At 54.5% G+C, this 21,210-nt stretch carries 16 protein-coding genes; 6 read left to right on the top strand and 10 right to left on the bottom strand.

Annotated features, from left to right (window positions below):
* Nucleotides 1-88: 88 nt before the first annotated feature.
* Entirely contained in the window at nt 89-2,614 is a 2,526-nt protein-coding gene (uvrC, locus tag OZX70_RS04410) for an excinuclease ABC subunit UvrC (protein WP_348519439.1), read from the bottom strand.
* 76 nt (nt 2,615-2,690) lie between these two features.
* Nucleotides 2,691-5,627 carry an excinuclease ABC subunit UvrA gene (gene uvrA, locus OZX70_RS04405; RefSeq protein ID WP_277182104.1) on the bottom strand — a complete coding sequence of 979 codons (2,937 nt, stop codon included), beginning with the start codon at nt 5,625-5,627 and terminating at the stop codon, nt 2,691-2,693.
* A 372-nt stretch (nt 5,628-5,999) separates the two neighbouring features.
* On the opposite strand from uvrA, the gene OZX70_RS04400 reads away from it, so the two are divergent.
* The 4 genes from OZX70_RS04400 to OZX70_RS04385 all read left to right on the top strand — a co-directional run bounded on the left by OZX70_RS04400 (nt 6,000) and on the right by OZX70_RS04385 (nt 11,560).
* Nucleotides 6,000-7,601 (top strand): ABC-F family ATP-binding cassette domain-containing protein, encoded by a 1,602-nt coding sequence (locus OZX70_RS04400; protein ID WP_277182017.1) that lies wholly within the window; start codon nt 6,000-6,002, stop codon nt 7,599-7,601.
* Between the two features lie 74 nt (nt 7,602-7,675).
* Nucleotides 7,676-9,661 carry a bifunctional ADP-dependent NAD(P)H-hydrate dehydratase/NAD(P)H-hydrate epimerase gene (locus tag OZX70_RS04395; protein WP_277182016.1) on the top strand — a complete coding sequence of 662 codons (1,986 nt, stop codon included), beginning with the start codon at nt 7,676-7,678 and terminating at the stop codon, nt 9,659-9,661.
* 86 nt (nt 9,662-9,747) lie between these two features.
* Nucleotides 9,748-10,410 (top strand): HAD family phosphatase, encoded by a 663-nt coding sequence (locus OZX70_RS04390; protein WP_277182015.1) that lies wholly within the window; start codon nt 9,748-9,750, stop codon nt 10,408-10,410.
* Nucleotides 10,411-10,636: 226 nt separating this feature from the next.
* Nucleotides 10,637-11,560 (top strand): LysR family transcriptional regulator, encoded by a 924-nt coding sequence (locus OZX70_RS04385; protein ID WP_277182014.1) that lies wholly within the window; start codon nt 10,637-10,639, stop codon nt 11,558-11,560.
* Nucleotides 11,561-11,649: 89 nt separating this feature from the next.
* Here OZX70_RS04385 and OZX70_RS04380 read toward each other — a convergent pair whose 3' ends face one another.
* Entirely contained in the window at nt 11,650-12,489 is an 840-nt protein-coding gene (locus OZX70_RS04380) for an SdpI family protein (RefSeq protein ID WP_277182013.1), read from the bottom strand.
* Between the two features lie 2 nt (nt 12,490-12,491).
* On the bottom strand, nt 12,492-12,878 hold the full coding sequence (locus OZX70_RS04375; RefSeq protein ID WP_277182012.1) for a metalloregulator ArsR/SmtB family transcription factor: 387 nt from the start codon (nt 12,876-12,878) through the stop codon (nt 12,492-12,494).
* A 264-nt stretch (nt 12,879-13,142) separates the two neighbouring features.
* Here OZX70_RS04375 and OZX70_RS04370 point away from each other — a divergent pair, with 264 nt between their 5' ends.
* Both OZX70_RS04370 and OZX70_RS04365 read left to right on the top strand, forming a co-directional pair.
* Nucleotides 13,143-13,706, top strand: a complete 564-nt coding sequence (locus tag OZX70_RS04370; protein ID WP_277182011.1) for a hypothetical protein — start codon at nt 13,143-13,145, stop codon at nt 13,704-13,706.
* Nucleotides 13,703-13,912 carry a helix-turn-helix transcriptional regulator gene (locus tag OZX70_RS04365; RefSeq protein WP_277182010.1) on the top strand — a complete coding sequence of 70 codons (210 nt, stop codon included), beginning with the start codon at nt 13,703-13,705 and terminating at the stop codon, nt 13,910-13,912. The genes OZX70_RS04370 and OZX70_RS04365 overlap by 4 nt, the downstream gene beginning before the upstream one ends.
* 34 nt (nt 13,913-13,946) lie before the next feature.
* Here OZX70_RS04365 and OZX70_RS04360 read toward each other — a convergent pair whose 3' ends face one another.
* From OZX70_RS04360 to OZX70_RS04335, 6 genes are all read right to left on the bottom strand, one after another.
* A complete protein-coding gene (locus OZX70_RS04360; RefSeq protein ID WP_277182009.1) occupies nt 13,947-14,141 on the bottom strand; it encodes a hypothetical protein in 195 nt (64 codons plus the stop codon).
* Between the two features lie 49 nt (nt 14,142-14,190).
* The gene (locus tag OZX70_RS04355; protein WP_277182008.1) at nt 14,191-16,005 is read right to left on the bottom strand and encodes an AMP-dependent synthetase/ligase; all 1,815 of its coding nucleotides are present in this window, start codon (nt 16,003-16,005) and stop codon (nt 14,191-14,193) included.
* 515 nt (nt 16,006-16,520) lie between these two features.
* Nucleotides 16,521-17,708: a phosphopentomutase gene (locus tag OZX70_RS04350; protein ID WP_277182006.1), complete on the bottom strand. Its 1,188-nt coding sequence runs from the start codon at nt 17,706-17,708 to the stop codon at nt 16,521-16,523.
* 141 nt (nt 17,709-17,849) lie between these two features.
* Nucleotides 17,850-19,073: an MFS transporter gene (locus tag OZX70_RS04345; protein WP_277182005.1), complete on the bottom strand. Its 1,224-nt coding sequence runs from the start codon at nt 19,071-19,073 to the stop codon at nt 17,850-17,852.
* A gap of 76 nt (nt 19,074-19,149) precedes the next feature.
* Complete coding sequence (locus OZX70_RS04340) at nt 19,150-19,893, bottom strand: nucleoside phosphorylase (protein ID WP_277182004.1); 744 nt, start codon at nt 19,891-19,893, stop codon at nt 19,150-19,152.
* Nucleotides 19,883-21,103, bottom strand: a complete 1,221-nt coding sequence (locus OZX70_RS04335; protein WP_277182003.1) for an MFS transporter — start codon at nt 21,101-21,103, stop codon at nt 19,883-19,885. Before OZX70_RS04335 ends, OZX70_RS04340 begins: the two co-directional genes overlap by 11 nt.
* Nucleotides 21,104-21,210 lie beyond the last annotated feature (107 nt).

The following is a 21,210-nucleotide window of genomic DNA, read 5'->3' as shown; positions in this document are numbered from 1 at the left end:
TTCTGTCAATCTCAAGGATTGTTGTCTACTTGTTAGGTCTGACTTATTTCCCTGACTTGTTTATAGGATGTTTTCCGGTTTTGGATACTCAATTTGTCCGGGATTCGGTCACCGATGAAGCCTCTGCTCCATCGGAATCCTTGTGGAGTGCAGTGTATACAGCTTCGGCTTTGGCTTTCCCGATTCCTTTGACGCCTTCCAAGTCCTTTAGACTGGCCTTGCGGATGCCTTTTACCGAACCGAAAGCGCGCAAAAGCTTTTTCTGGTAGCTTTCGCCGATGCCCGGGATATCGTCGAGGGCGGAGCGCAAGGCGCCTTTGCGTCGAGACTTGCGGTGGTAAGTGATGGCGAAACGGTGGGATTCGTCGCGCACGCGCTGGAGCAGATACATGCCTTCAGACTGGCGTTTGAGGATAAGTGGGTAGTCCTCCCCCGGAATCCAAACCTCTTCGAGCCTTTTGGCCAGGCCGCAAACAGCCACATCGTCGACGCCGCAGTCTTTGAGGGCTTTGGCTGCGATTTCGACCTGTGGTTTACCACCGTCGACCACTATGAGGTTAGGTTTGTATGCAAAGTGACGCGGATGCGTGTCTTGCTGGACAACGGCATCAGCGCTGGTCAAGCCGTTCGCTTCAGACTTTGTATTTTGGTTTGTCGAAAGCTGATTGAGGTTATCATCGGCTGCGGCTAATGGCTGCGGCTCGTTCTGTACTGGTGATTGCAAAGATATATCGGAATCTTTTTTAGTTACTTGCGCGTAAGCGATGTTTACTGATTGAGCCGATTGGCTTTGTGATGTCTCCTTAGCCTGCTCGACGCGTTTCTCATTGTCCATGCTCTCGCCGGTGTCGCCGGCGATGTTGCCGTGGCGGAACCTACGGGTGAGAGTCTCGTACATAGCGCTCAAATCGTCGAGCGCACCTTTGCCGTCCTTACCACGTATGGCAAAACGGCGGTATTCGGACTTCTTGGCTATGGCATCCTCGAAGACGACCATCGAAGCGACCTGATAGATACCGCCAATGGTGTTGGAGATATCGTAGCCTTCGATGCGTAACGGCGATTCATTCAACCCCAGCGCCTTGGCCACATCGTTCATCGCCTGCGTACGGGCGCCGATATCGCTGATACGGCTCATCTTGCTGCGTTGCAACGCCTGCTTGGCATTGCTGTCGGCTCGGTCCATCAGAGCCTTCTTCTCACCACGACTGGGCACACGGATTTTTACTGCAGCACCACGTAAACCGCTGAGCCATTCCTCAAGCTCGTCGCGCCTAGCCGGTTCGATAGGAACCAATACCTCTCTGGGAACCGGCGAAATCGGCGCCAGCAAATCACTCCTGCCTGTCTGCATCCGACGTTCCCGGCGAACACGCGTCGCCTGGGCGCGCGAAAGGCTGTCGGTGGCCGTGATGCTTTGGGTCGCTCCCAATGCATCACGGCGCTCGACGATGTCAATCGCGCTATCGGCGGGCAAAGAGGCTGGAATGGGGGCAGAACTTTTTTCATCTAGATCGCCCGAATCCTTGGCGGCCTCGCCGTCCTGTTCCAGCAATTCCTCACCATTGCTAGGAAGGTTCAACGGGACATTGGCCTGACTCTCAGTCTCCTCCATCATGTCGGAATAGACCTGCGTGATGAGATCGGCGATGAGATCGGCATCGTCGATGTCCTCGACTCGTTTGACGCTCCAGTTACGTTCGCCACGGATGGAACCGGAACGAACGAAGAACGCATGAATAGAGGCTTCCAGCTCATCGGATTCCATGCCGAATACGTCAGCGTCCACGTCAGAGTCGAAGACGACCGCATTCTGCTCGGACATGGTTTTAAGCATGGAGATCTGGTCCCGCAGACGTGCGGCCTTCTCGAATTCCATATCGTCACTGGCCTGTTTCATCTCACGGGTCAGACCTGCAATAAAGGATGTGCCGTAACGACCGGTGAGCACACCGACCAGACGCTCGCACATCCGACGGTGATCCTTTTCACTGATTCTTCCGACACACGGTGCCGAGCATTTTCCGATGGATGCCAGCAAGCAAGGTCGATTGGTCAGTTTGGCACGGTTGAAGACGGTCTTCGTGCAGGTCCGCACCGGAAAAGCCTTGAGCAGCTTATCGAGGCTTTGACGCAAATCCCACGCTTTGACGTATGGTCCGAAATACCGTGTATCTCGGCGCTTACGGTTGCGCGTCACCCATACCCTCGGGTACTTTTCACCCAGAGAAACGGCCAGATAGGGATAGGTCTTGTCATCACGGAATACGACATTGAATCTTGGATCGAATTCCTTGATCCATGTGTATTCGAGGGTGAGCGCCTCGAGCTCGGTGGCGACCACCGTCCATTCAAGGCTTCGAGCGGTGAGCACCATGTTCTGCGTACGCGGGTGCAACTCGCTCAACGGCTGGAAATAGAAGGTGAGACGGTTGCGCAAGTTCTTGGCCTTGCCGACGTAGATGACCCTGCCATCTCCGTCACGCCATTTGTAGACGCCCGGATCAGTGGGAATTTCGCTGGTTTCGGGACGGAACAAGTCGCGGGTGTCCCCCAGCAGACGTTTCGACTTGCCGGCATCCGCCTGAGCCGTCTTGCGCCAGCCTGTGGTCACTTCACCACCGTGTTCCTCTGCCATTACCGCCAATATCCGCCTTTCCGATCCCTTCAGCTACCACCTTCATTGCAACTCAGCTGAGCATAGGGCCTAGATACTTGCCCGTCCAGCTCTTTTCGCATTTGGCCACATGTTCCGGCGTGCCCTGGGTGACGATGGTGCCGCCGCCGTCGCCGCCTTCGGGTCCGAGATCGATGATCCAGTCGGCGCATTTGACCACGTCGAGATTGTGCTCGATGACGATGACCGTGTTGCCTTTGTCAACCAGACCTTGCAGGACCTGCAGCAGCTTGCGCACGTCCTCAAAATGCAGACCAGTGGTCGGTTCGTCGAGGATATAGACCGTACGGCCGGTGGAACGGCGCTGCAATTCGGTGGCGAGCTTGACGCGCTGCGATTCACCGCCGGAAAGCGTGGTGGCGGGCTGGCCAAGACGGATATAGCCCAGACCGACATCAACCAACGTATCGAGGTAACGGGAGATACCCGTGTAAGCTTTGAAGAAGTCGGCCGCTTCGGAAATAGGCATGTTGAGTACGTCTGCAACCGATTTGCCGTTGTATTTCACTTCGAGAGTCTCGCGGTTATAGCGTTTGCCGTGGCATTCCTCGCATTCCACGTAGACATCAGGCAGGAAGTTCATTTCAATCTTGATGGTGCCGTCGCCGTGGCAGGCCTCGCAACGGCCTCCTTTCACATTGAACGAGAAACGACCTGGGCCATAACCGCGAACCTGCGCCTCGGGGGTCTTGGCGAAAAGCTGGCGAATCTTGTCCCACACACCCGTATAGGTGGCAGGATTGCTTCGCGGCGTGCGGCCGATCGGGTTCTGATCGACGTGGATGACCTTGTCACATTGCTCGATGCCCTCGACTCGCGTGTGCTTGCCAGGTACGATTCGTGCGCCGTTTAGCTTGTCAGCCAATGAAGGATAAAGAATCGAATTGATCAACGTCGACTTGCCGGATCCGGAAACGCCGGTGATGCAGGTCATCACACCAAGAGGAATCGAAACGTTGATATTCTTTAGATTGTTCTCTCGTGCCCCGATGACCTTGAGCTGCCGGTTCCTGTCGGTTTTGCGACGCTTCTTGGGCACTTCAATCGTGCGACGGCCAGCGATGTAGTCACCGGTGATGGAACGAGGCGCGTCAACCACGTGCGCTGCGGGACCGGAATAAACGACTTCGCCACCTTTTTCGCCGGCTCCGGGGCCAATGTCGACCAGCCAGTCAGCCTTTTCGATAGTCTCCTCATCATGTTCGACCACAATCAGCGTATTGCCAAGATCTCGCAAGTGGTGCAGCGTTTTGATAAGACGTTCGTTATCGCGCTGGTGCAAACCTATGGACGGCTCGTCAAGCACATACATGACGCCAACAAGGCCGCTGCCAATCTGCGTCGCCAGACGGATGCGCTGTGCTTCGCCGCCGGAAAGCGTTTTGGCGGCACGAGACAACGTCAGGTAGTTCAAACCGACATCGTTCATGAAACCAAGGCGTGCGCGAATCTCTTTTAGCACCTCGCCGGCAATCAGAGCGGCGGAGCCTTCGAGTCTCAGCGACCGAATCCATTTGAGGCTGCGTTCCACGGGCATATCGCACACGTCGGCGATGGACTTACCGTCAACGGTGACCGCCAACACCTCGGGACGCAGACGCTTGCCTTGGCAGGTCTGGCACGGTACCTCGCGCATATAAGACTCGTAATATAATTTCATCTGATCGGAATCAGTCTCGTCGTGGCGACGCATGAGCGTACGCACGACGCCTTCGAAACCGGTGCTGTATTCGCGAAGCCTGCCCCACCGGTTGCGGTAGGAGACCTTGACCTTGAAGTCGTGGCCATACATGATGGCGTGCTGGATATTCTTGGGCAGATCCTTCCATGGGGTATCGAGGCTGAATCCCATCTCCTCGGCCAACCCCTCAAGCACATGGCGGTAGTATTCGCCGGTGCCCTTGGTCATGCCCCAAGGCTCGATGGCGTTCTCGTTGAGCGATTTGTCCGGGTCGGGAATGACCAGTTCAGGGTCAATCTCGAGCTTGTAGCCGATGCCGTCACAATCGGGGCAGGCACCGTAGGGGGCGTTGAAGGAGAACGTTCGTGGTTCGATCTCGTCAAGTTCCAGCTGATGGCCATTCGGGCACGAACGTTTCTCGCTGAACGGTTCACGTCGGTTCGGGTCTTTCTCGTCCAGATCGACGTAATCGATGACCACGATTCCCTTGGCCAGTTTCAAGGCGGTTTCGATGGAATCAGTGAGACGCTGGCGGATGCCATCCTTGATGACCAGACGATCGACCACGACTTCAATGGTGTGCTTCTTCTGCTTGGTGAGCTTGATATCGTCGGAAAGCTGACGCATCTCGCCGTCGATCAGTGCACGCGAGTATCCGTCTCCGCGCAGCAGCTCAAGCAGATCCTCGAACTCTCCCTTGCGCCCGCGAACAACCGGTGCCAGAATCTGGAAGCGGGTCTTTTTCGGCTTCTTCATCAAGGTGTCGACCATCTGCTGCGGCGTCTGGGCGCTGACCACCTCACCGCAGACCGGGCAATGCGGGATTCCGGTACGCGAGAACAGCAGACGCAGATAATCATAAATCTCGGTGATGGTGCCGACCGTGGAACGCGGGTTGCGGTTCGTGGTCTTCTGGTCGATGGAAACGGCCGGGCTCAGACCTTCGATGAAATCGACATCAGGTTTGTCCATTTGTCCCAGAAACTGGCGGGCGTAAGCGCTCAACGACTCAACGTAACGACGCTGCCCTTCGGCAAACAACGTATCGAACGCCAAGGAGGACTTGCCGGAACCAGAAAGTCCGGTGAATACCACCATACGGTTACGCGGAATGGCAAGATCGATGTTCTTCAGGTTGTGCTCGCGAGCGCCCTGAATCGTGATCTTCAAATCGCTGGGAATATGCGAGATATCCGCCACCAGCGAACTGTCTGTCTTACGCAGCGGCGCCTTCGCAATCTCCTGGGACAGGAACGAATCGCTGTCCATCAACTTCTGCGCCACAACGCTTGCCGACGATTCCACAGTTCCCTTGGATTTATGCGCCGCCGATGCTGTTGCCAATGCTTACCTCCGCTTAATACCAAATGCTTCTCTGTAGGATAACCCATCATAGTGGACGGTTCGAACAATTGTTCGATTATCCATCGTGTTGGTCGAATCCAGTACTTACCCTTAAGCATCAACCAACAAATACCGATATCATTTCATAACTTAGTTATTGGCTGAAACCCAAGGTTATGCCACCATTCAATTACGCCCTACACCTTATTGGTTCAACAAAAGCAGACGTGTCGCTATGATGGCATGTTGGTATATTTGGCCGGAATTTCGTGATAGCAACAGGACAGGTAATAAGGTATGGCAATCGAGGCGCAAGGGCTGGAAATTCAGATCGGGGCACGGACACTGCTCAATCCCACTGATTTTCATGTGAGCAAGGGCGACAAGATCGGCCTCGTTGGACGTAATGGCGCCGGCAAGACCACACTGACCCGCGTCATCACCGGAGACCTGCTCCCCACGGCCGGCAAGGTCCGCGTTTCCGGCAAGCTCGGCTATCTGCCACAGGACACGCACGCCGACGACCCTGAACAGAGCGCGCTGGACCGTATGATGAGCGCACGCGATATCGCCAGCATTATCAAGCGCATGCGCAAGGCCGAAAAGGAAATGACCAACGAGAACCCGAAGGTCATGGAAAAAGCTATGGATAAGTACGACAAGGCCATGCAGGCGTTCGACAAGGCCGGCGGCTACGCGGCGCAGTCCGAGGCCATCTCCATGGCAGCCAGCCTCGGTCTCCCCAACGAGACGATGCAACAGCCAATCGGCACGCTTTCCGGCGGTCAGAAGCGTCGTATCGAGCTGGCACGAATCCTGTTCTCCGACGCCGATACGTTGATTCTCGACGAACCGACCAACCATTTGGACGCGGATTCCATCGAATGGCTGCGTGGCTATCTCAAGCGGTTCGAAGGCGGGTTCCTCGTTATCTCCCACTCCACCGAGCTGCTGGACGAAGTGGTGAACAAAGTCTGGCATCTGGACGCGCAGACCGCTCAGATTGACATGTATTCGCTAGGTTGGAAGGCCTACCTAAAGCAGCGCGTGGTCGACGAGGAGCGTCGCCGCCGCGAACGCGAAGTTGCAGAAAAGAAGGCTGCACGTCTGATGAAGCAAGGCATCCGCCTGCACGCCAAGGCCACGAAGGCTGTCGCAGCACAGAACATGATGCGTCGCGCGGAACGGCTGCTTTCAGAAACCAGCGAGGCCGAGCGACAGGAGAAAGTCGCGGACATCCGATTCCCCGAACCGGCGCCCTGCGGCAAAACGCCAATCATGGCCAAGGAAATTTCCAAAGCCTTCGGCTCAAATATTGTCTTCACCGGCATCAACCTGGCCATCGACAAAGGCTCACGTGTGGTCATCCTGGGTTATAACGGCGCGGGCAAAACAACAACTTTGCGCATTCTGGCCGGCGAGGATAAGCCTGACACCGGTGAAGTCATCTACGGCCACGGCTGCAAGATCGGCTACTTCGCCCAGGAGCACGACACGTTGGAGATGGACGCGACTGTGCTCGAGAACCTGCAGCACGTCGCCCCTGACCTTGACGACACCCATGCCCGTTCCATCCTCGGCAGCTTCCTCTTCTCCGGTGATGATGCGTTCAAACCGGCCAAGGTGCTTTCCGGCGGCGAGCAGACAAGGCTTGCGCTGGCGACGTTGGTGACTTCGCGCGCCAATGTGCTGCTACTCGACGAACCGACCAACAACCTCGACCCGGTTTCACGCGACGAGATTCTCAAGGCCATCGCCAAGTACGAGGGTGCTATCATTCTGGTCACCCACGACGAAGGCGCTGTCAAGGCGCTCAACCCCGAGCGCGTGCTGCTGATGCCCGACGGCGACGAAGATTTGTGGAGCGACGACTACCTCGATTTGGTCGCCGAAGAATAATTGCGTGTCAAATCTCCATGTGGCCGCGCTAGGGTAACATCGAGCTAGATATTGATGGACCCAGGAGGTCAGCTATGGACGAAATCACGATGACGGAACTGATGCGTAAATCCTTGCTCCAACGGCGGGCTTACAGCGTTGAGACTGTGCGTAGCATGGAACGTCCGTTGCTTGACCAAGGTGTTCCGCTCATGCGCATGGCCGCCTCCGCCGCGGCAAGGGTGACTGCCGAATTGCTTGAAGAACACGACATCGATATCACGGAAGCGAAAGTGGTGCTGTTGGCCGGAGCCGGAGACAACGGCGGGGATGGCCTCTTCGCGGCCGCTCAATTGGCTCGAGCCGGTGCCCAGGTCACAGCCATCGCTGTCGGTAAATCCCTGCATTTGCAAGGTTTACTGGCCTTCACCCGCAGCGGCGGACGGTTGTTGATCGTCAATCCGGAAGCGGACATCCCCGGGGCTTCGGCAGGTTTCAGCGCAGGCGAAGCTGGAGAACGGTTGCAGGCGGCCATCGAATTGACGCAACAGGCCGACGTGATTCTTGACGCGATGACCGGTATCGGCGTGCACGGAGCGCTGCGGGGGCCTGCCGCAACCATGGCGAATATCCTGTATCCTAGCAATGACGGTAAAACAAAACCGAAAATGCCGAATTCCGTTGCCGGCACTGAACAAGGGCAGAAGCCGCTGGTAGTCGCCATCGATACCCCTTCCGGCGTTGGAGTGGATGACGGTACGTTGCCCGGCAGCTATATCCCGGCCGATGTTACGGTGATGTTCGGCGCGATGAAACCCTGTGCAATGCTGCCTCCCGCAAGTTTCGCCTGCGGCCACACGATTTTGGTCGATTTCGGTTTCGATATCTCGCACGCCTACCCCGTCGTTTCCTCCATTGACGATATTGCCGGCCGCATGATACGGCTGCCAAAATCGTCCGATTCCAAATATTCGCGCGGTGTCGTCGGACTGATTACGGGATCGGCAAAATATCCAGGTGCGGCCGTCCTGAGTTCCGGTGCGGCTGTCCGTTCCAATATCGGTATGGTCCGTTATATGGGTCCGGTGAATGCGTCCGATATGGTATTGCGCAACTCACCGGAAATCGTTCTTGGCAAAGGCCGCGTTGAGGCTTGGGCCGTTGGTTCTGGCGTCCCGGCAGCGGCCGCCGTGAGCGATTCTGATAATGAGAGATCAGGTAAACACAGCCTCTCCGGCTCCGACGGCCAGCGAGAAGCCATTGCGGCGCTGCTCAAACACTATGCATTGCCGGACGAGAATGTTTCCTCGACCAGCGACGAAACCGAGATTCCGGTTCATGATCTCAATAAGGACGAAACCCCATACGCTTCTGAACAGGCCGAAACCACGTGGGGCGATTCCGACTCGAATATCGATTACGAGCGCGAGCCTTGGACCATGCCACCAATCTGCGTTGATGCAGGCGCGCTTGATCTGCTGCCAGAACATGTGCCGACACATGTCATCATCACGCCGCATGCCGGTGAACTTGCGGCGTTGCTGCGCCGCCGCGGCGAAGACGTTGACACGGCAGATATCACCGCCGAACCTTGGCATTGGGCCAAACGGGCACACGCGCTGACCGGTGCGACCGTGTTGCTCAAGGGTGCGGTGACCATCGTTGTCGGAGATGCAAACGTGGTAGGTCTGCCGGCTGGAATTGAACCGGGACCGGCAAATGCGGACGGTTCACACAAGATAGCCACTACCTTCATCTCTGGAAGCGGACCCGCATGGCTGGCAACCGCCGGAGCCGGTGATGTCCTCGCGGGCGTGATGGGCGGAATGCTCGCACAACAGGGCGAAGGACAATTGCAGCACGACCCGAGCCTCGACGTTATGACCGCGGCCAGCGCAAGCTATATCCACGGTTACGCCGCAGGTCTGGCCGCCGAGTCCGACCAGCACGGCTGGGAGCCGCCCGAGATTTTCGATGCCGATGGCACGATCACACCGGAAGGCGAGCCGGGGCATCCGATTGTTGCGACCGACGTTATCGCGGCATTGTCTCAGGCCTTCGAGGAATTGCTGCAAAACTAGGCTTTAGACGCAGCGACAGATATTCCAGACAAAACCGGTGAACACAGTCAAAACAAGAGAGCAAGAATAAGAGAAGAAAGATACCTATGAATACAGCAGAGAGCAATGGCTTTGCCAATGGAAAAAGCGAAATCCACGATGTCATGTTCGATTTCTGCGGAGTGCTGCTGGAGCTGAACTATCGGCCATGTCTCCAAGGCCATTTCCCGCAGAATTTTGTTGATACCTTGTGCGCAGATGAGAGCGATATCTACGGGTTCTTCGCCGCCGAAGCGCGCATGGATGCAGGCGACGACTTCGCCGATGTCATCAAGGATTATCGGAAACAGTACGGCGATGATCTGGCAGAGGCGTTCACCTATTACATCGAGCATTACGACGATGCCTTACCGAAGATGATTGACGGCATGGAAAAGCTACTGACGGATCTGCGCCAGGCCGGCTACGGCGTGTGGGGGCTGACGAATTGGTCGGGCGAAACCTTCCATTTCGCTTTCGAAAAGTTCCCGCAACTCAAGCCGCTGCTGCAAGGCACGGTGGTTTCGGGCGTCGAAAAAATGCACAAGCCCAACTCCGACATCTTCAACCTTGCTTTGAACCGCTTTGGGCTCGACGCCGTACAAACAGTGTTCTTCGACGACACCCAGGCCAATGTGGATGGTGCGAAAGCCGTCGGCATCCAGGGAATACATTTCCTGGATGCTCCCAATGCACGGAAAGAGCTGCAACGTCTCGGCGTAAAAATCTGAACTCGGTTGTGGCTGTTAAACACTTCTGAATGGAAATATCCCCACTGTCGAAAGCACAAACCAACAATGGTGGCAACGAAAGAAAGCTGTCATTACCGGCGTTGGCTGGAGTTTCCCAATCTTGACGACCTTTAGTCATGGCAAAAACAGAACCAAGGATAATTCATATATCAAAAATTGTTATAAGTTAATCTGCTTGATACACACTTTGTTATAAACTTTAGATATGACACTGCTGCAGCTGAAATATATCGTCAAGATCGTGGAGTGCGGCTCGATGAACGAGGCCTCCCACGAGCTGTACGTCTCCCAGCCCGCGCTGAGTTCGTCGGTCAAGGAGCTCGAGCACGAGATGGGCATCGAGATTTTCACCCGCTCCTCTCAGGGCATCGCACTGACCGTAGACGGTGCGGAATTCCTCACTTACGCGCGCCAGGTGCTCGACCAGGCCGAACTGATGGAAGAACGCTACAAGCACGCCAAGCCGCGCAAACAACTCTGTAGCGTTTCCACCCAGCACTACATGTTCGCTGTCGAAGCGTTCGTCGAAATGATTAATTCTATTGAATCCGACGAATACGAATTCACCATCCGCGAGACCCGCACGCGTGACATCATTGACCAGGTCGCGAACATGCTTTCCGAAATCGGCATCCTCTACCTCTCCGATTTCAACAAGGATGTAATCGGCAAGCTGCTACGAAGCAAGCATCTCGAGTTCCACCCGCTTTTCCGAGCCCCGCTGCACGTGTTCATCTCACGTAACAACCCACTTGCGACCAGGAAAAAGATTACGATGGACGACCTCAAGCCATACCCGTTCATCCAGTACGAGCAGGGCGAGGAAGGCAGCTTCTACTTCGCCGAAGAAGCAGTCTGGCCCAAGGACTCCCCTAAGCTCATCACCGTCACCGACCGCGCCACGATCCTGAACTTCATCATTGGCCTCAACGGTTATACGGTGTGCACCGGCATCGACAACGGCGACCTCAACAACGAGAAAATCGTCACCGTTCCGCTAGACACCGACGAGACCATGCTGCTCGGCTGGATCACCAACGAACGCGCCAACCTCTCCAACGCAGCCGAAAGCTACCTCTCCAAGCTCAAGTCCGTCATCGCCAGCCACGGCTACACGCTGATCGAATAAAGGTCATGTCGGCAACCGCTACGTTTTCATACGGTTGCCGACATTGTTCCGTACAGGCCACGACCTCCAGACCTGCACGAAGTCAGTCTTCACTGCCCCTTGATCGGACCACCGACATTCCCGTATTTCTTGCCGGCATAGATACCGTAGACATAACAAGCCAGCACGATAATCAACGTAACCGCCAAGATGGCATATAGATTCATTCGGTCTTGGGTATGCATGGCGAGCCCGAAGACCACCAGAACCACGCCACCGAGAATAAACACAAACCCGCCGAAACGCTGGCAACGCCGCCACGATTCACGGCTTTTGAAGGCTCCCGGCACGCGGATGCCGCTCCATCGGTTCATTTTGGCATTCGGCATGACGTTGCCGATGACGATGAACACCAGGCCGGTCACGACATTGATAACGGCTTCCAACGGTATTTTGGAACCGGTGTGCCCCTTGCTGAAAGCATCTGCGACGATCCAAACGGTCATAGCGCTGAATACCGCGAACATACAGCATCCCCCAATCGCCCACATACGCACCGTCGTCTTTGGACCCATCTCCGAATTCGAATCTTTATGCACGCCACGTTCAAGAGGGATTTCGCCCACCAGCCAGCCGGCACATATCAGCAGAGTCAACAAAGGCAAAATGAGATCCTCATATTTACTGCCCCAACGGTCGAGCTCGCCGCTGGCGTTGTAATGTGCAGGCACGATATTCGGCATATAAGGCAAGGCAAGCAGAACGATAATCAACGGTAACAAGCCAAGCAATACCATCGCAATGTTCCACTTTTTCTCCCCTGCAATCACGGATTTCCAACCGCTCTTTCTTTCTTTTCCAGGCCCATCTTCCGTGTGTTTTTGGACACGGGAGGCGTCGCGCTCCATCGGTTCCGCTATCGATTGCCTTTTGTCAAGATTGTTTCTCATGATTACTCTCCTTGCACTCCAGCCTTACCGTCATCTGGCGTTTCGGCTGACAATCGGTCGGTTACAGAGCCGGTCCCATTGCCTTTCGCCGATTTCACGCCATAGTTCGAAGCCTTGGAAATCGCTTCGTTGCGTTGCAGCTCCTTCAACCAGACAATGGTGTCGTCGAGCACAGTGAGGTTCGGCTCGTACCAGATGGTCGTGCCCTCGCGGCTGTCCGTCACCAGATCGGCCTCGCGCAGCTTCTTGAGATGGTACGAAAGCCTTGACGCCGACAATCCCGTGGCCTGCGCGAGTTCTCCGGCGTTCATCACTCTGCGCCGCAGCAACTGCAGAATCTCGCGCCGCGCCGGGTCCGCGAGCGCCGACAACGTGGTCTGTACACCCATGGTGCCCCTCCTTTTTACACACCCAACATCGTTATATTTCAAATAATATTGAAATATATGATTATCGTACCGCGCTTCTCGATTTATTTCAAATTATATTGAAATAGATGTTTGCAAATTTCGGGACAAACCCACAGACTTCAGACCCATCAATATTGACAACCCTTAATCACCGATGTACAGTTTCTTTTACATAGTAAAGTTTGCTTTACTGCAAAAGCAGTGGTCTAATCCACCAAACAATATCTGCAACGGAGAAATCACATGACTGTCAAGCATCAAACAGACAACGGCGAATTCGGCGATTTGCCGAAGATTGCGCCAGAGAAGCCAACCGCAAACCTACGGTCTTCGCATAACGAGACGAGCTCCTTCGGAGCGAAAACCATTTTCGGCGGTGGCAAAGTGGCGCTTTGGGGTATGAGCATTGGCGCGGGATGCGTCATCGGCATCGCTGTGGCCACAGCCATCGAGCTATTGGCCAGCGGCTCGGTCCACGACCGGACGGAACTGGCCATCGCTGAGGGAATCTGCTCGTTCTTGGTAGCCGCTGGTCTAACATGGATTATTCTGGTGGACAAGAGAACGTTGAAAGGCTACGACCAGCACCAGGAAGAAAGCGTCGAGAACTCCTGGATTCAGCGGTCTGCGGTTTACGGATTCGACGGCATCTTACTCGCCAATACCGTGTTGAGCATGGTACTCACTTTCCGCGACAAACCAATCAGCAGCACGGTGGCTCAATACTGCCTCGGTGGATGTGTTCTGATCGGAATACTTTCCTGGGGCATTGGCTATCTGATACTCTACATCAAGGGCACTCGATGAGGAATCGTCTTACACAACTGCGAACCGAAAAAGGTCTGTCGCAGGCGGCGCTCGCCGAACTTGCCAGCGTAAGCCGTCAGACCATCATCTCCATCGAAAAGGGCCGTTTTGACCCGTCCCTGCCACTGGCGTTCCGCCTGGCCAAGATTTTCAACTGCACCATCGAGGACATCTTTGATCCGGACGAAAAAGTCGACGAAGAATGAGACTACTGTAAATCCGTCGTCCAAATCTGCCGATTTACAGCATGCCACCCCACATGTTTTTGGCATGATCGATTTTGGCTTCTATCTCCCTTAAATCCGCAGCTCTGCGCCTGTCTTCTTCACTGGTCCCGGTCATGCTGTTTGCTTTGTGCTCGAGACTATGCTTCACCCCGAACACAGCGCATAACGCGGCTGCACCGACTAGCACGACGATAACCAGCCACCCCATCACGACTCCTTCGTCTCCGACTTTGTGTTGTCGTCAGTTCGTTTGGCTTTCAACTCTTCTTCGACGCATAGATGACGTTGTCGATGAGATCCTTGTAGTGCTCGGTGATGACCTGGCGCTTGGCCTTGAGGCTTGGGGTGAGCATGCCGTTGGCCTCGGTGAACTCGTCGGGGACGATCTCAAACTTGCGGATGGATTCGGCACGCGAGACCAGCTCGTTGGCCTTGTTGACGGCACGCTCGACCTCGGCGCGGATAATCGGGTTCTCGCTGGCTTCCTTCAGGTCCTTGACTGGTTCGGCGCCCTCGGAAGCGAGCCATGCATTCGTATCCTGCAGGTCGATCGAGATGATCGCGGCGATGAACGGCTTGCGGTCGCCGACCATGACGCATTGGCTGACCACCGGCGAGGTCATGACCGAAGTCTCAACCTCGGCGGGCGAGACGTTCTTGCCGCCGGCGGTGATGATGATGTCCTTCTTGCGGCCGGTCAGGGTTACGAATCCATCGGAATCAAGCGAGCCGAGATCGCCGGTATGAAGCCATCCGTCGACGATCTGTTCGGCGGTGATCTCAGGATGGTTGTGGTAGCCGACGCACACCGCACGGCTCTTGATGCACAGCTCCCCCGTATCGCTCACGCCGACGGTGACGCCTTGCAGCGGGATGCCCACGGTACCGATCTTGTAGCCTTTGGTGGGGTTGACCATCGCGGGCGCGCAGGTTTCGGTCATGCCGTAGCCTTCGAGCAATGGCAGGCCGACGCCGTTGAAGAAGTGCGCGATGGTCGCGTTGAGCGGGGCGCCGCCGGAAACGGCGTATTCGACCCGGCCGCCGAAAATCTGCATGATGGTGGAATAGACCAGCTTGTTATAGACGGCGTGACGCATACGCAAGGCACGCGGAATCGGCTGGCCGGACTGCTGGGCCTTCGACCAGGCGATGGCCGTTTCGGTGGCGTGGGAGAAGATGCGGCCGGCGGCACCGGAGCCGGCCTTCTGCGAGGCGGCGTTGTAGATCTTCTCGAAGATACGCGGGACCGCGAGGATGAACGTCGGTTTAAACGTGCGGAAATCGGCCAGAATGGTCTTGAAATTGCTGGAAAGCCCCAGGGTAACCGTTCCCGCAAAGCAGACCAGCTGCATGAAGCGAGCGAAAACGTGCGCCAGCGGCAGGAAGAGCAGCAGCCTGCGGCCGGGTTTGTTGAGGATGTCGCCCATGGATTGCACGCCGGAAATCGTGATGAACACGAAATTCGAATGGGTCAGTTCGATGCCTTTCGGCGTGCCGGTGGAACCGGATGTGTAGACGATGGTGGCCAGATCGCTGCCTTTGACCGCTTTTTCGCGCTGCCAGAACTCCTCGTCGCTGACACTCTGACCGAACTTCTCGATGGTTTCGATAGCACCTGCAGCGATGACATACACGTCTTTGAGATCAGCACATGAATCGCGCACTGTATCAATCTTGTCGCGCTGTGCATCGTCCTCGGCAAAGGCCATTTTGACGTTGGAATCATTGAAAATCATCTGCACTTGAGCCGGAGAATTGGTCTCGTAAACGGGAACCGTTAGTGCACCGATCGACATGATGGCTACGTCCAGCGCCGTCCATTGCCAGGACGTATGCGCGATAATCGCAACGGAATCCCCCGGTTTGATGCCACGGGCGATCAGACCTTTGGCAAGTCCGATGACCTTGTCACGGAACTGCGTGGCTGTAAACGACTGCCACTTGCCGTCGTTACCCACATACTCGACCAACGACTCATCCGGCGTACGCTTTGCACGGTCATCAAGCAGTGTGAAAACGTTCCGGTCGCTTTCGATCGGACGAACCAACGGCTGTGTGTATTCCTGCTGCATACTGCTCCCTTATTGACGTAATGCTGGTTAGACTCTACTCCGGACTCCAGAAATTGGTGTCAAAAACCACCAATGACCAAATAGGTCAAACTTTTAAGTCACGCCCGAAACTGAGAGAGATATTTTTTGACACATTCTTTGATATCGTCACTGAGCAACGACTGTCGGCGCGAGGCCATCGGCCGGTTCCCCCGACGGCGACACCGTCCTCTTCCTGTCACTAAGAAGAGCGCGTACGACGCCCAGGCATGGCCTCGAAGCCGCTACATGGACATACCCTACCTGGCCCCAGAATCGAAAAGACGAATAAGAATCCTGTAAAGAAGATCAGGACTGCAAACCGAAAGTGCACCCTCAACCGGACGTTATCGTTAACGTCCAGACTGGCCGACTACCTCTTAAGATTTTGATACACCAACAGATATAAAATGCCTCCCCGCAGGATCCGATTCTCTACAAACCGAACCTACCGGAGAGGCATCCCAATCGCCTACACTTAATGCACAAGAACTTTTTTATTGCAAATCTTTGAGGAAGCTCGTTCCGACCCCGGCCCCGTCGACGTTGAAATTATCGAGGATGGTGGCCCCGAAATCGGAAAAGGTCCTGCGGGTCCCGAGGCTGGCGGGATGTTCCATGCTCGGCGAGTAGGCAAGCAGCGGGACGAATTCCCTGGTATGGTCGGTCCCCTTGAAGCAGGGGTCGTTGCCATGGTCGGCGGTGATCATCAGCAGATCGTCGTCCCTCATGTTGGCGATGACCGTGCCCAGACGGTCATCGAGCTCCATGAGAGCGCAACCATCGCCTTCGGGGTTGCGCCGGTGGCCGTACATCGCGTCGAAGTCCACCAGATTCGCAAAACAGAAACCCGTGAAATCCTGTTCCATCACATGGTCGACATGGTCCATGCCATCCATGTTGCTCTGGTTGTGATACCCTTCGTCGATGCCCTGGCCGGAGAAGATATCGTTGATCTTGCCGATGCCGATGGTCCTGACCCCGGCCTCCTGCAGGTAATCCAACACGGTCTTCCCATAGGGCTTCAACGTGAAATCATGACGGTTCGCCGTCCTGGTGAAATGCCCCTTGCCAGAGCCCACATACGGGCGCGCGATGATACGGCCGACCATGTATTCCGGGCCGTTGACAAGGCTGCGGGCGTATTCGCAGATCCGGTACAGCTCCTTGACCGGGATAATGTCCTCATGGGCGGCTATCTGCAACACGGAATCACCCGAGGTATAGACGATCAGATCGCCGGTCTCCATCTGGTGCTCGCCCAGCTCGTCAAGAATCTTCGTACCCGATTCCGGCCGATTCCCGACGATCCCGCGGCCCGCAAACTTCGAGATCCTATCCATCAGCTCATCCGGGAAACCATGGGGGAAGAAACTGAGCTCCCGCCTGACCGGAAGACCCATCATCTCCCAATGCCCGTCCATGCTGTCCTTGCCCACCGACACCTCCCGCATCCTCCCATAACAGCCGATGGGCTGCTCGGCAGCCGGCACGCCCTCGATGGGAACCGGACGCAGGTTCGATATGCCGAGCCTGGCGAAATTCGGCAGCTCCAGCCTCCCGGCGAAATACCTGCCTATACTGCCCAAGGTGTCGGCACCTTCATCACCGAACCGGGCCGCATCAGGAGCCGCACCGGTCCCGATGGAATCCATAACCAAACCGAAAACACGCCTGTACCTCATCGTTCAAGTTCCCTTTCACCCAACGACTTCTCCAACCGCCGACATGACGGTTGATTGCATCCAGCCACAGCACAATATTGCCGAGAAACCTCCAGGCCACCGGCAACATTGTGCTTTCGCTCGTCATTCGACAAGTTGCTTTTACTTGTCACCGTCACCTGACTTCACTTTGTTTTTTACCGGATTAGGAATCAAATTAACAATAACCAATGAAACAATGTAAAGCGCCCCAATGCACAGCAATGCTGCGGTAAAACCGCTCCGATCGATAATGTAGCCAACCAGTATTGGTGAGAGTCCACCAACTGCTCGCCCGGTATTAAAGATCGCATTGTTCGCAAAGCTCCGGATTTCGGTCGGATAGAAACTGCTAATCAATGCACCATAGCCGGCGTTCATACCATTGGCAAAGAAGCCGACAACGGCGCCAACCAACAACATCAGGAAAACATTGTGAACAAACGCATACAATGCCACAGACAATCCAGCCATAATCAAGAAGACCGAGTAAGTTACTTTTGAACCGAATTTGTCAAAGAGCTTGCCAAACGTGAGCATTCCAAGAGACATCCCGATAATGGTTGAAATCATCCACAGAGACGAACCAGAGACGGAAAGGCCTTCCTTCTTCTCTAGCATTGACGGCAGCCAGTTCATCAGTCCGTAGTATCCCGCTACTTGCACAGCTGACATAATCGTCAATCCCAGTGTAATCAGCGCGGTCTTGGGCGTATTCACGAGCAGCCTGATTCGCGGCTGAACATGCTGAGCAACATCGGCTGCATGAGTATCTTGCCAGCTTTTCGTTTCAGGAAGATGACGGCGCACGAAGTATGCCAAGATGACGGGAATGACACCAAATATGAAAGCACCGCGCCAACCTGCAAACGGAGTGACAATCGCCACCAATAATGCGGCGACCAATGTTCCCATTTGTCCGCCAACGGTTATCCAGGCTGACATCTGGCCACGACGTTCTTTGGGGAACGCTTCTGCAACTAATGCCATCCCGATACCATATTCACCGCCTGCGCCAAGTCCCACAATGAATCGCAAGACATAAATCACCGCGATACTTTGCGCAAAGGCCATCAGGAAAGTTCCAATTGCAAAGATGAAGATCGTGTAGGTAAAAACCTTAATACGACCTTTTCTGTCGGCCCAGTAGCCAAATATGACGCCTCCGACCAGCATGCCGATGTTGGTAATCGAAGGTAAAACGCCGCCAGCTGCTGACGAAATATGAAATTCGCGAATGATCGAACTCAAGGCAAAGGACAGCAACAAAATGTCCATTCCTTCAAGTCCAAGTCCCAGCATTGATGAAACTAGCACCTTTTTTTGGTAAGACTTATCTTCTTTCATGTGAAATCTCTCCCCTTTCAACCATTACATAAAATGCAAACGTCTCCGTGTAACCAAAGTTACACGGAGCGATACATCAATTTAAGACTGCGTCTAGGACTGAAATGGCTGACTCGCGATGAATACGGTTGTAGTCTTCCGGTTGTTCCCAACTGTAGGTTGCTCGGCTGAGATGAACTACCAAACAATTGGCAACTGGAATCTGATAAATGGAACCGAGAATGAACAGAACAGCTGATTCCATTTCTGCATTGATGATGCCACGATCCTGCCAGAACTTCATCTTAGCGTCATCAACTTTAACTGGGCTATTCTCGATTTTGGGTTGCCGGTACTGACCGAGGAAATATGTTTCCGTGGTCAGCCCTACGCCTGTATATACCTTGAAGCCCCGTTGTTGTGCTCCTCGATACAACTTACCGACCAGAATCGGATCGGCAACTGCAGGATAATTATCAGGCACATAATCACCCATGAGTCCGGGTGTTCGCGCCATCGCACGATTGATGATGAGATCTCCCGGCTTAATGTCGTCGCGCCAAGAACCACAACCACCGCAACGGATGATTTGCTTTGCACCGTTTTCGATCAATTCGATAATGCAGATTTCGGTTGATCCGGCACCCATTCCCGTTGAACAAATAGAGACATTGTGTCCTTTGTATTTGCCAATGACCAGAACAAACTCGCGAGTATCTTCGATTTTCTGCCTGTCTGCCCAGTCTTTGGAAATTAAATCAACACGACCGGGATCCCCGACAATCAAAGTCACCTCACCTAATTGTCCTTTTTGCAGGTGAGTCAGATGTTCACTGCTCATTGGTATCAGCCTTCTTTACTTTCAATGTCAAAACGATGATGAACGAGATGATATACAGTGCAGAAAGGAAGCCCATAGTGACCATCAAGGTCGAATGGTCAAGCAGGAACCCGATAACGACTGAGGAGAAACCACCTAGCGCTCTTCCAAAATTGAAAATCAGGTTATTGGCAGTCGCCCTGATTCTGGTATCATACAGATTACCAACAATAGCGCCGTAGCCTGCATTCATACCATTGGCAAAGAAGCCGACGACCGCACCGCCAAGCAACAAGGCAATTTGAGTGTCTGCAAAACTATACAGGAATACAGCGAGTGCAGATGCAATCAAGAAGATTGAATAAGCAACTTTGCTGCCGATCCTATCCATGATCTGGCCGAAAACGAACATGCCTAGCGACATACCGATGATCGTGGCGATCATCCAAATGGATGAACCTGAAACTGACAAACCGGACTTCTTCTGCAGGATGGAAGGCAGCCAATTCATCAATCCGAAATATCCAGCAACCTGGACAGTTGCCATGATTGCCAGCTTGACGGTATTGGATGCATTCCCATCACGGAACAAATCGACCAATGTGATCTTATCGGTAGCTTCTTTGGTCGACGTTTCTTTTGCCTTCAGCCATTCCTGTGATTCCGGAACCCTGAAATAGACATAAATACCCAGGAAAATCGGAAGCGCGCCGAAGATGAATACACCGCGCCATCCGGCCAGAGGGACGATGATTGCCGCCGCTACTGCGGCAACGATGCTGCCTATCTGACCCGCAATCGTGACGTAAGAGGTAACTCGTCCACGTTGTTCATTGTTGAAGACATCCGAAACCATTGACATGATGACGCCGTAAACGCCGCCACCGCCAACGCCGACCAGGAATCTCAACAGATAAACGATGGCGATATTGGGAGCAAAGGCCATAAGACCAGTAGCTCCGGCATAGATGAATGTAGTGATCGCATATATCTTCACCCTGCCGTTTCGGTCCGCCAAAGGTCCGAAGAACAACCCACCAACGAGCATGCCGATATTGGTGATGGTTGAAATAAACCCACCAGCCGTGCCACTGATGTGAAAACTGGTTATCATGCTCGCAAGCACAAACGACAATACCATGGTGCTTGCGGATTGAGAAAATAGTCCCCCACTACTTACCCACAACGCACGACGCTGTTCCTTACTGCTTTTAACAGCTTGCTTCTCCATCAGAAACCTCCTAAGGATTCTGTAATGATTCTCTATTCGACAGCATATGCTTGTTGAATGCTCAAATCGACTTGTTTTGACTAGTAGCATTCAACATAAAACAAGCA

This window comes from Bifidobacterium sp. ESL0732 (assembly GCF_029395535.1).
GTDB lineage: Bacteria > Actinomycetota > Actinomycetes > Actinomycetales > Bifidobacteriaceae > Bifidobacterium.
This window is presented reverse-complemented; position numbering and strand designations above follow the sequence as displayed.

Coding starts and splice junctions, on each gene's coding strand:
- OZX70_RS04390 (WP_277182015.1), top strand. CDS start 9,748: ATGAATACAGCAGAGAGCAATGGCTTTGCCAATGGAAAAAGCGAAATC.
- OZX70_RS04400 (WP_277182017.1), top strand. CDS start 6,000: ATGGCAATCGAGGCGCAAGGGCTGGAAATTCAGATCGGGGCACGGACA.
- OZX70_RS04395 (WP_277182016.1), top strand. CDS start 7,676: ATGGACGAAATCACGATGACGGAACTGATGCGTAAATCCTTGCTCCAA.
- OZX70_RS04340 (WP_277182004.1), bottom strand. CDS start 19,893: ATGAGCAGTGAACATCTGACTCACCTGCAAAAAGGACAATTAGGTGAG.
- OZX70_RS04370 (WP_277182011.1), top strand. CDS start 13,143: ATGACTGTCAAGCATCAAACAGACAACGGCGAATTCGGCGATTTGCCG.
- OZX70_RS04365 (WP_277182010.1), top strand. CDS start 13,703: ATGAGGAATCGTCTTACACAACTGCGAACCGAAAAAGGTCTGTCGCAG.
- OZX70_RS04385 (WP_277182014.1), top strand. CDS start 10,637: ATGACACTGCTGCAGCTGAAATATATCGTCAAGATCGTGGAGTGCGGC.
- OZX70_RS04355 (WP_277182008.1), bottom strand. CDS start 16,005: ATGCAGCAGGAATACACACAGCCGTTGGTTCGTCCGATCGAAAGCGAC.
- OZX70_RS04345 (WP_277182005.1), bottom strand. CDS start 19,073: ATGAAAGAAGATAAGTCTTACCAAAAAAAGGTGCTAGTTTCATCAATG.
- OZX70_RS04375 (WP_277182012.1), bottom strand. CDS start 12,878: ATGGGTGTACAGACCACGTTGTCGGCGCTCGCGGACCCGGCGCGGCGC.
- OZX70_RS04350 (WP_277182006.1), bottom strand. CDS start 17,708: ATGAGGTACAGGCGTGTTTTCGGTTTGGTTATGGATTCCATCGGGACC.
- OZX70_RS04335 (WP_277182003.1), bottom strand. CDS start 21,103: ATGGAGAAGCAAGCTGTTAAAAGCAGTAAGGAACAGCGTCGTGCGTTG.
- OZX70_RS04360 (WP_277182009.1), bottom strand. CDS start 14,141: ATGGGGTGGCTGGTTATCGTCGTGCTAGTCGGTGCAGCCGCGTTATGC.
- uvrA (WP_277182104.1), bottom strand. CDS start 5,627: ATGGACAGCGATTCGTTCCTGTCCCAGGAGATTGCGAAGGCGCCGCTG.
- OZX70_RS04380 (WP_277182013.1), bottom strand. CDS start 12,489: ATGAGAAACAATCTTGACAAAAGGCAATCGATAGCGGAACCGATGGAG.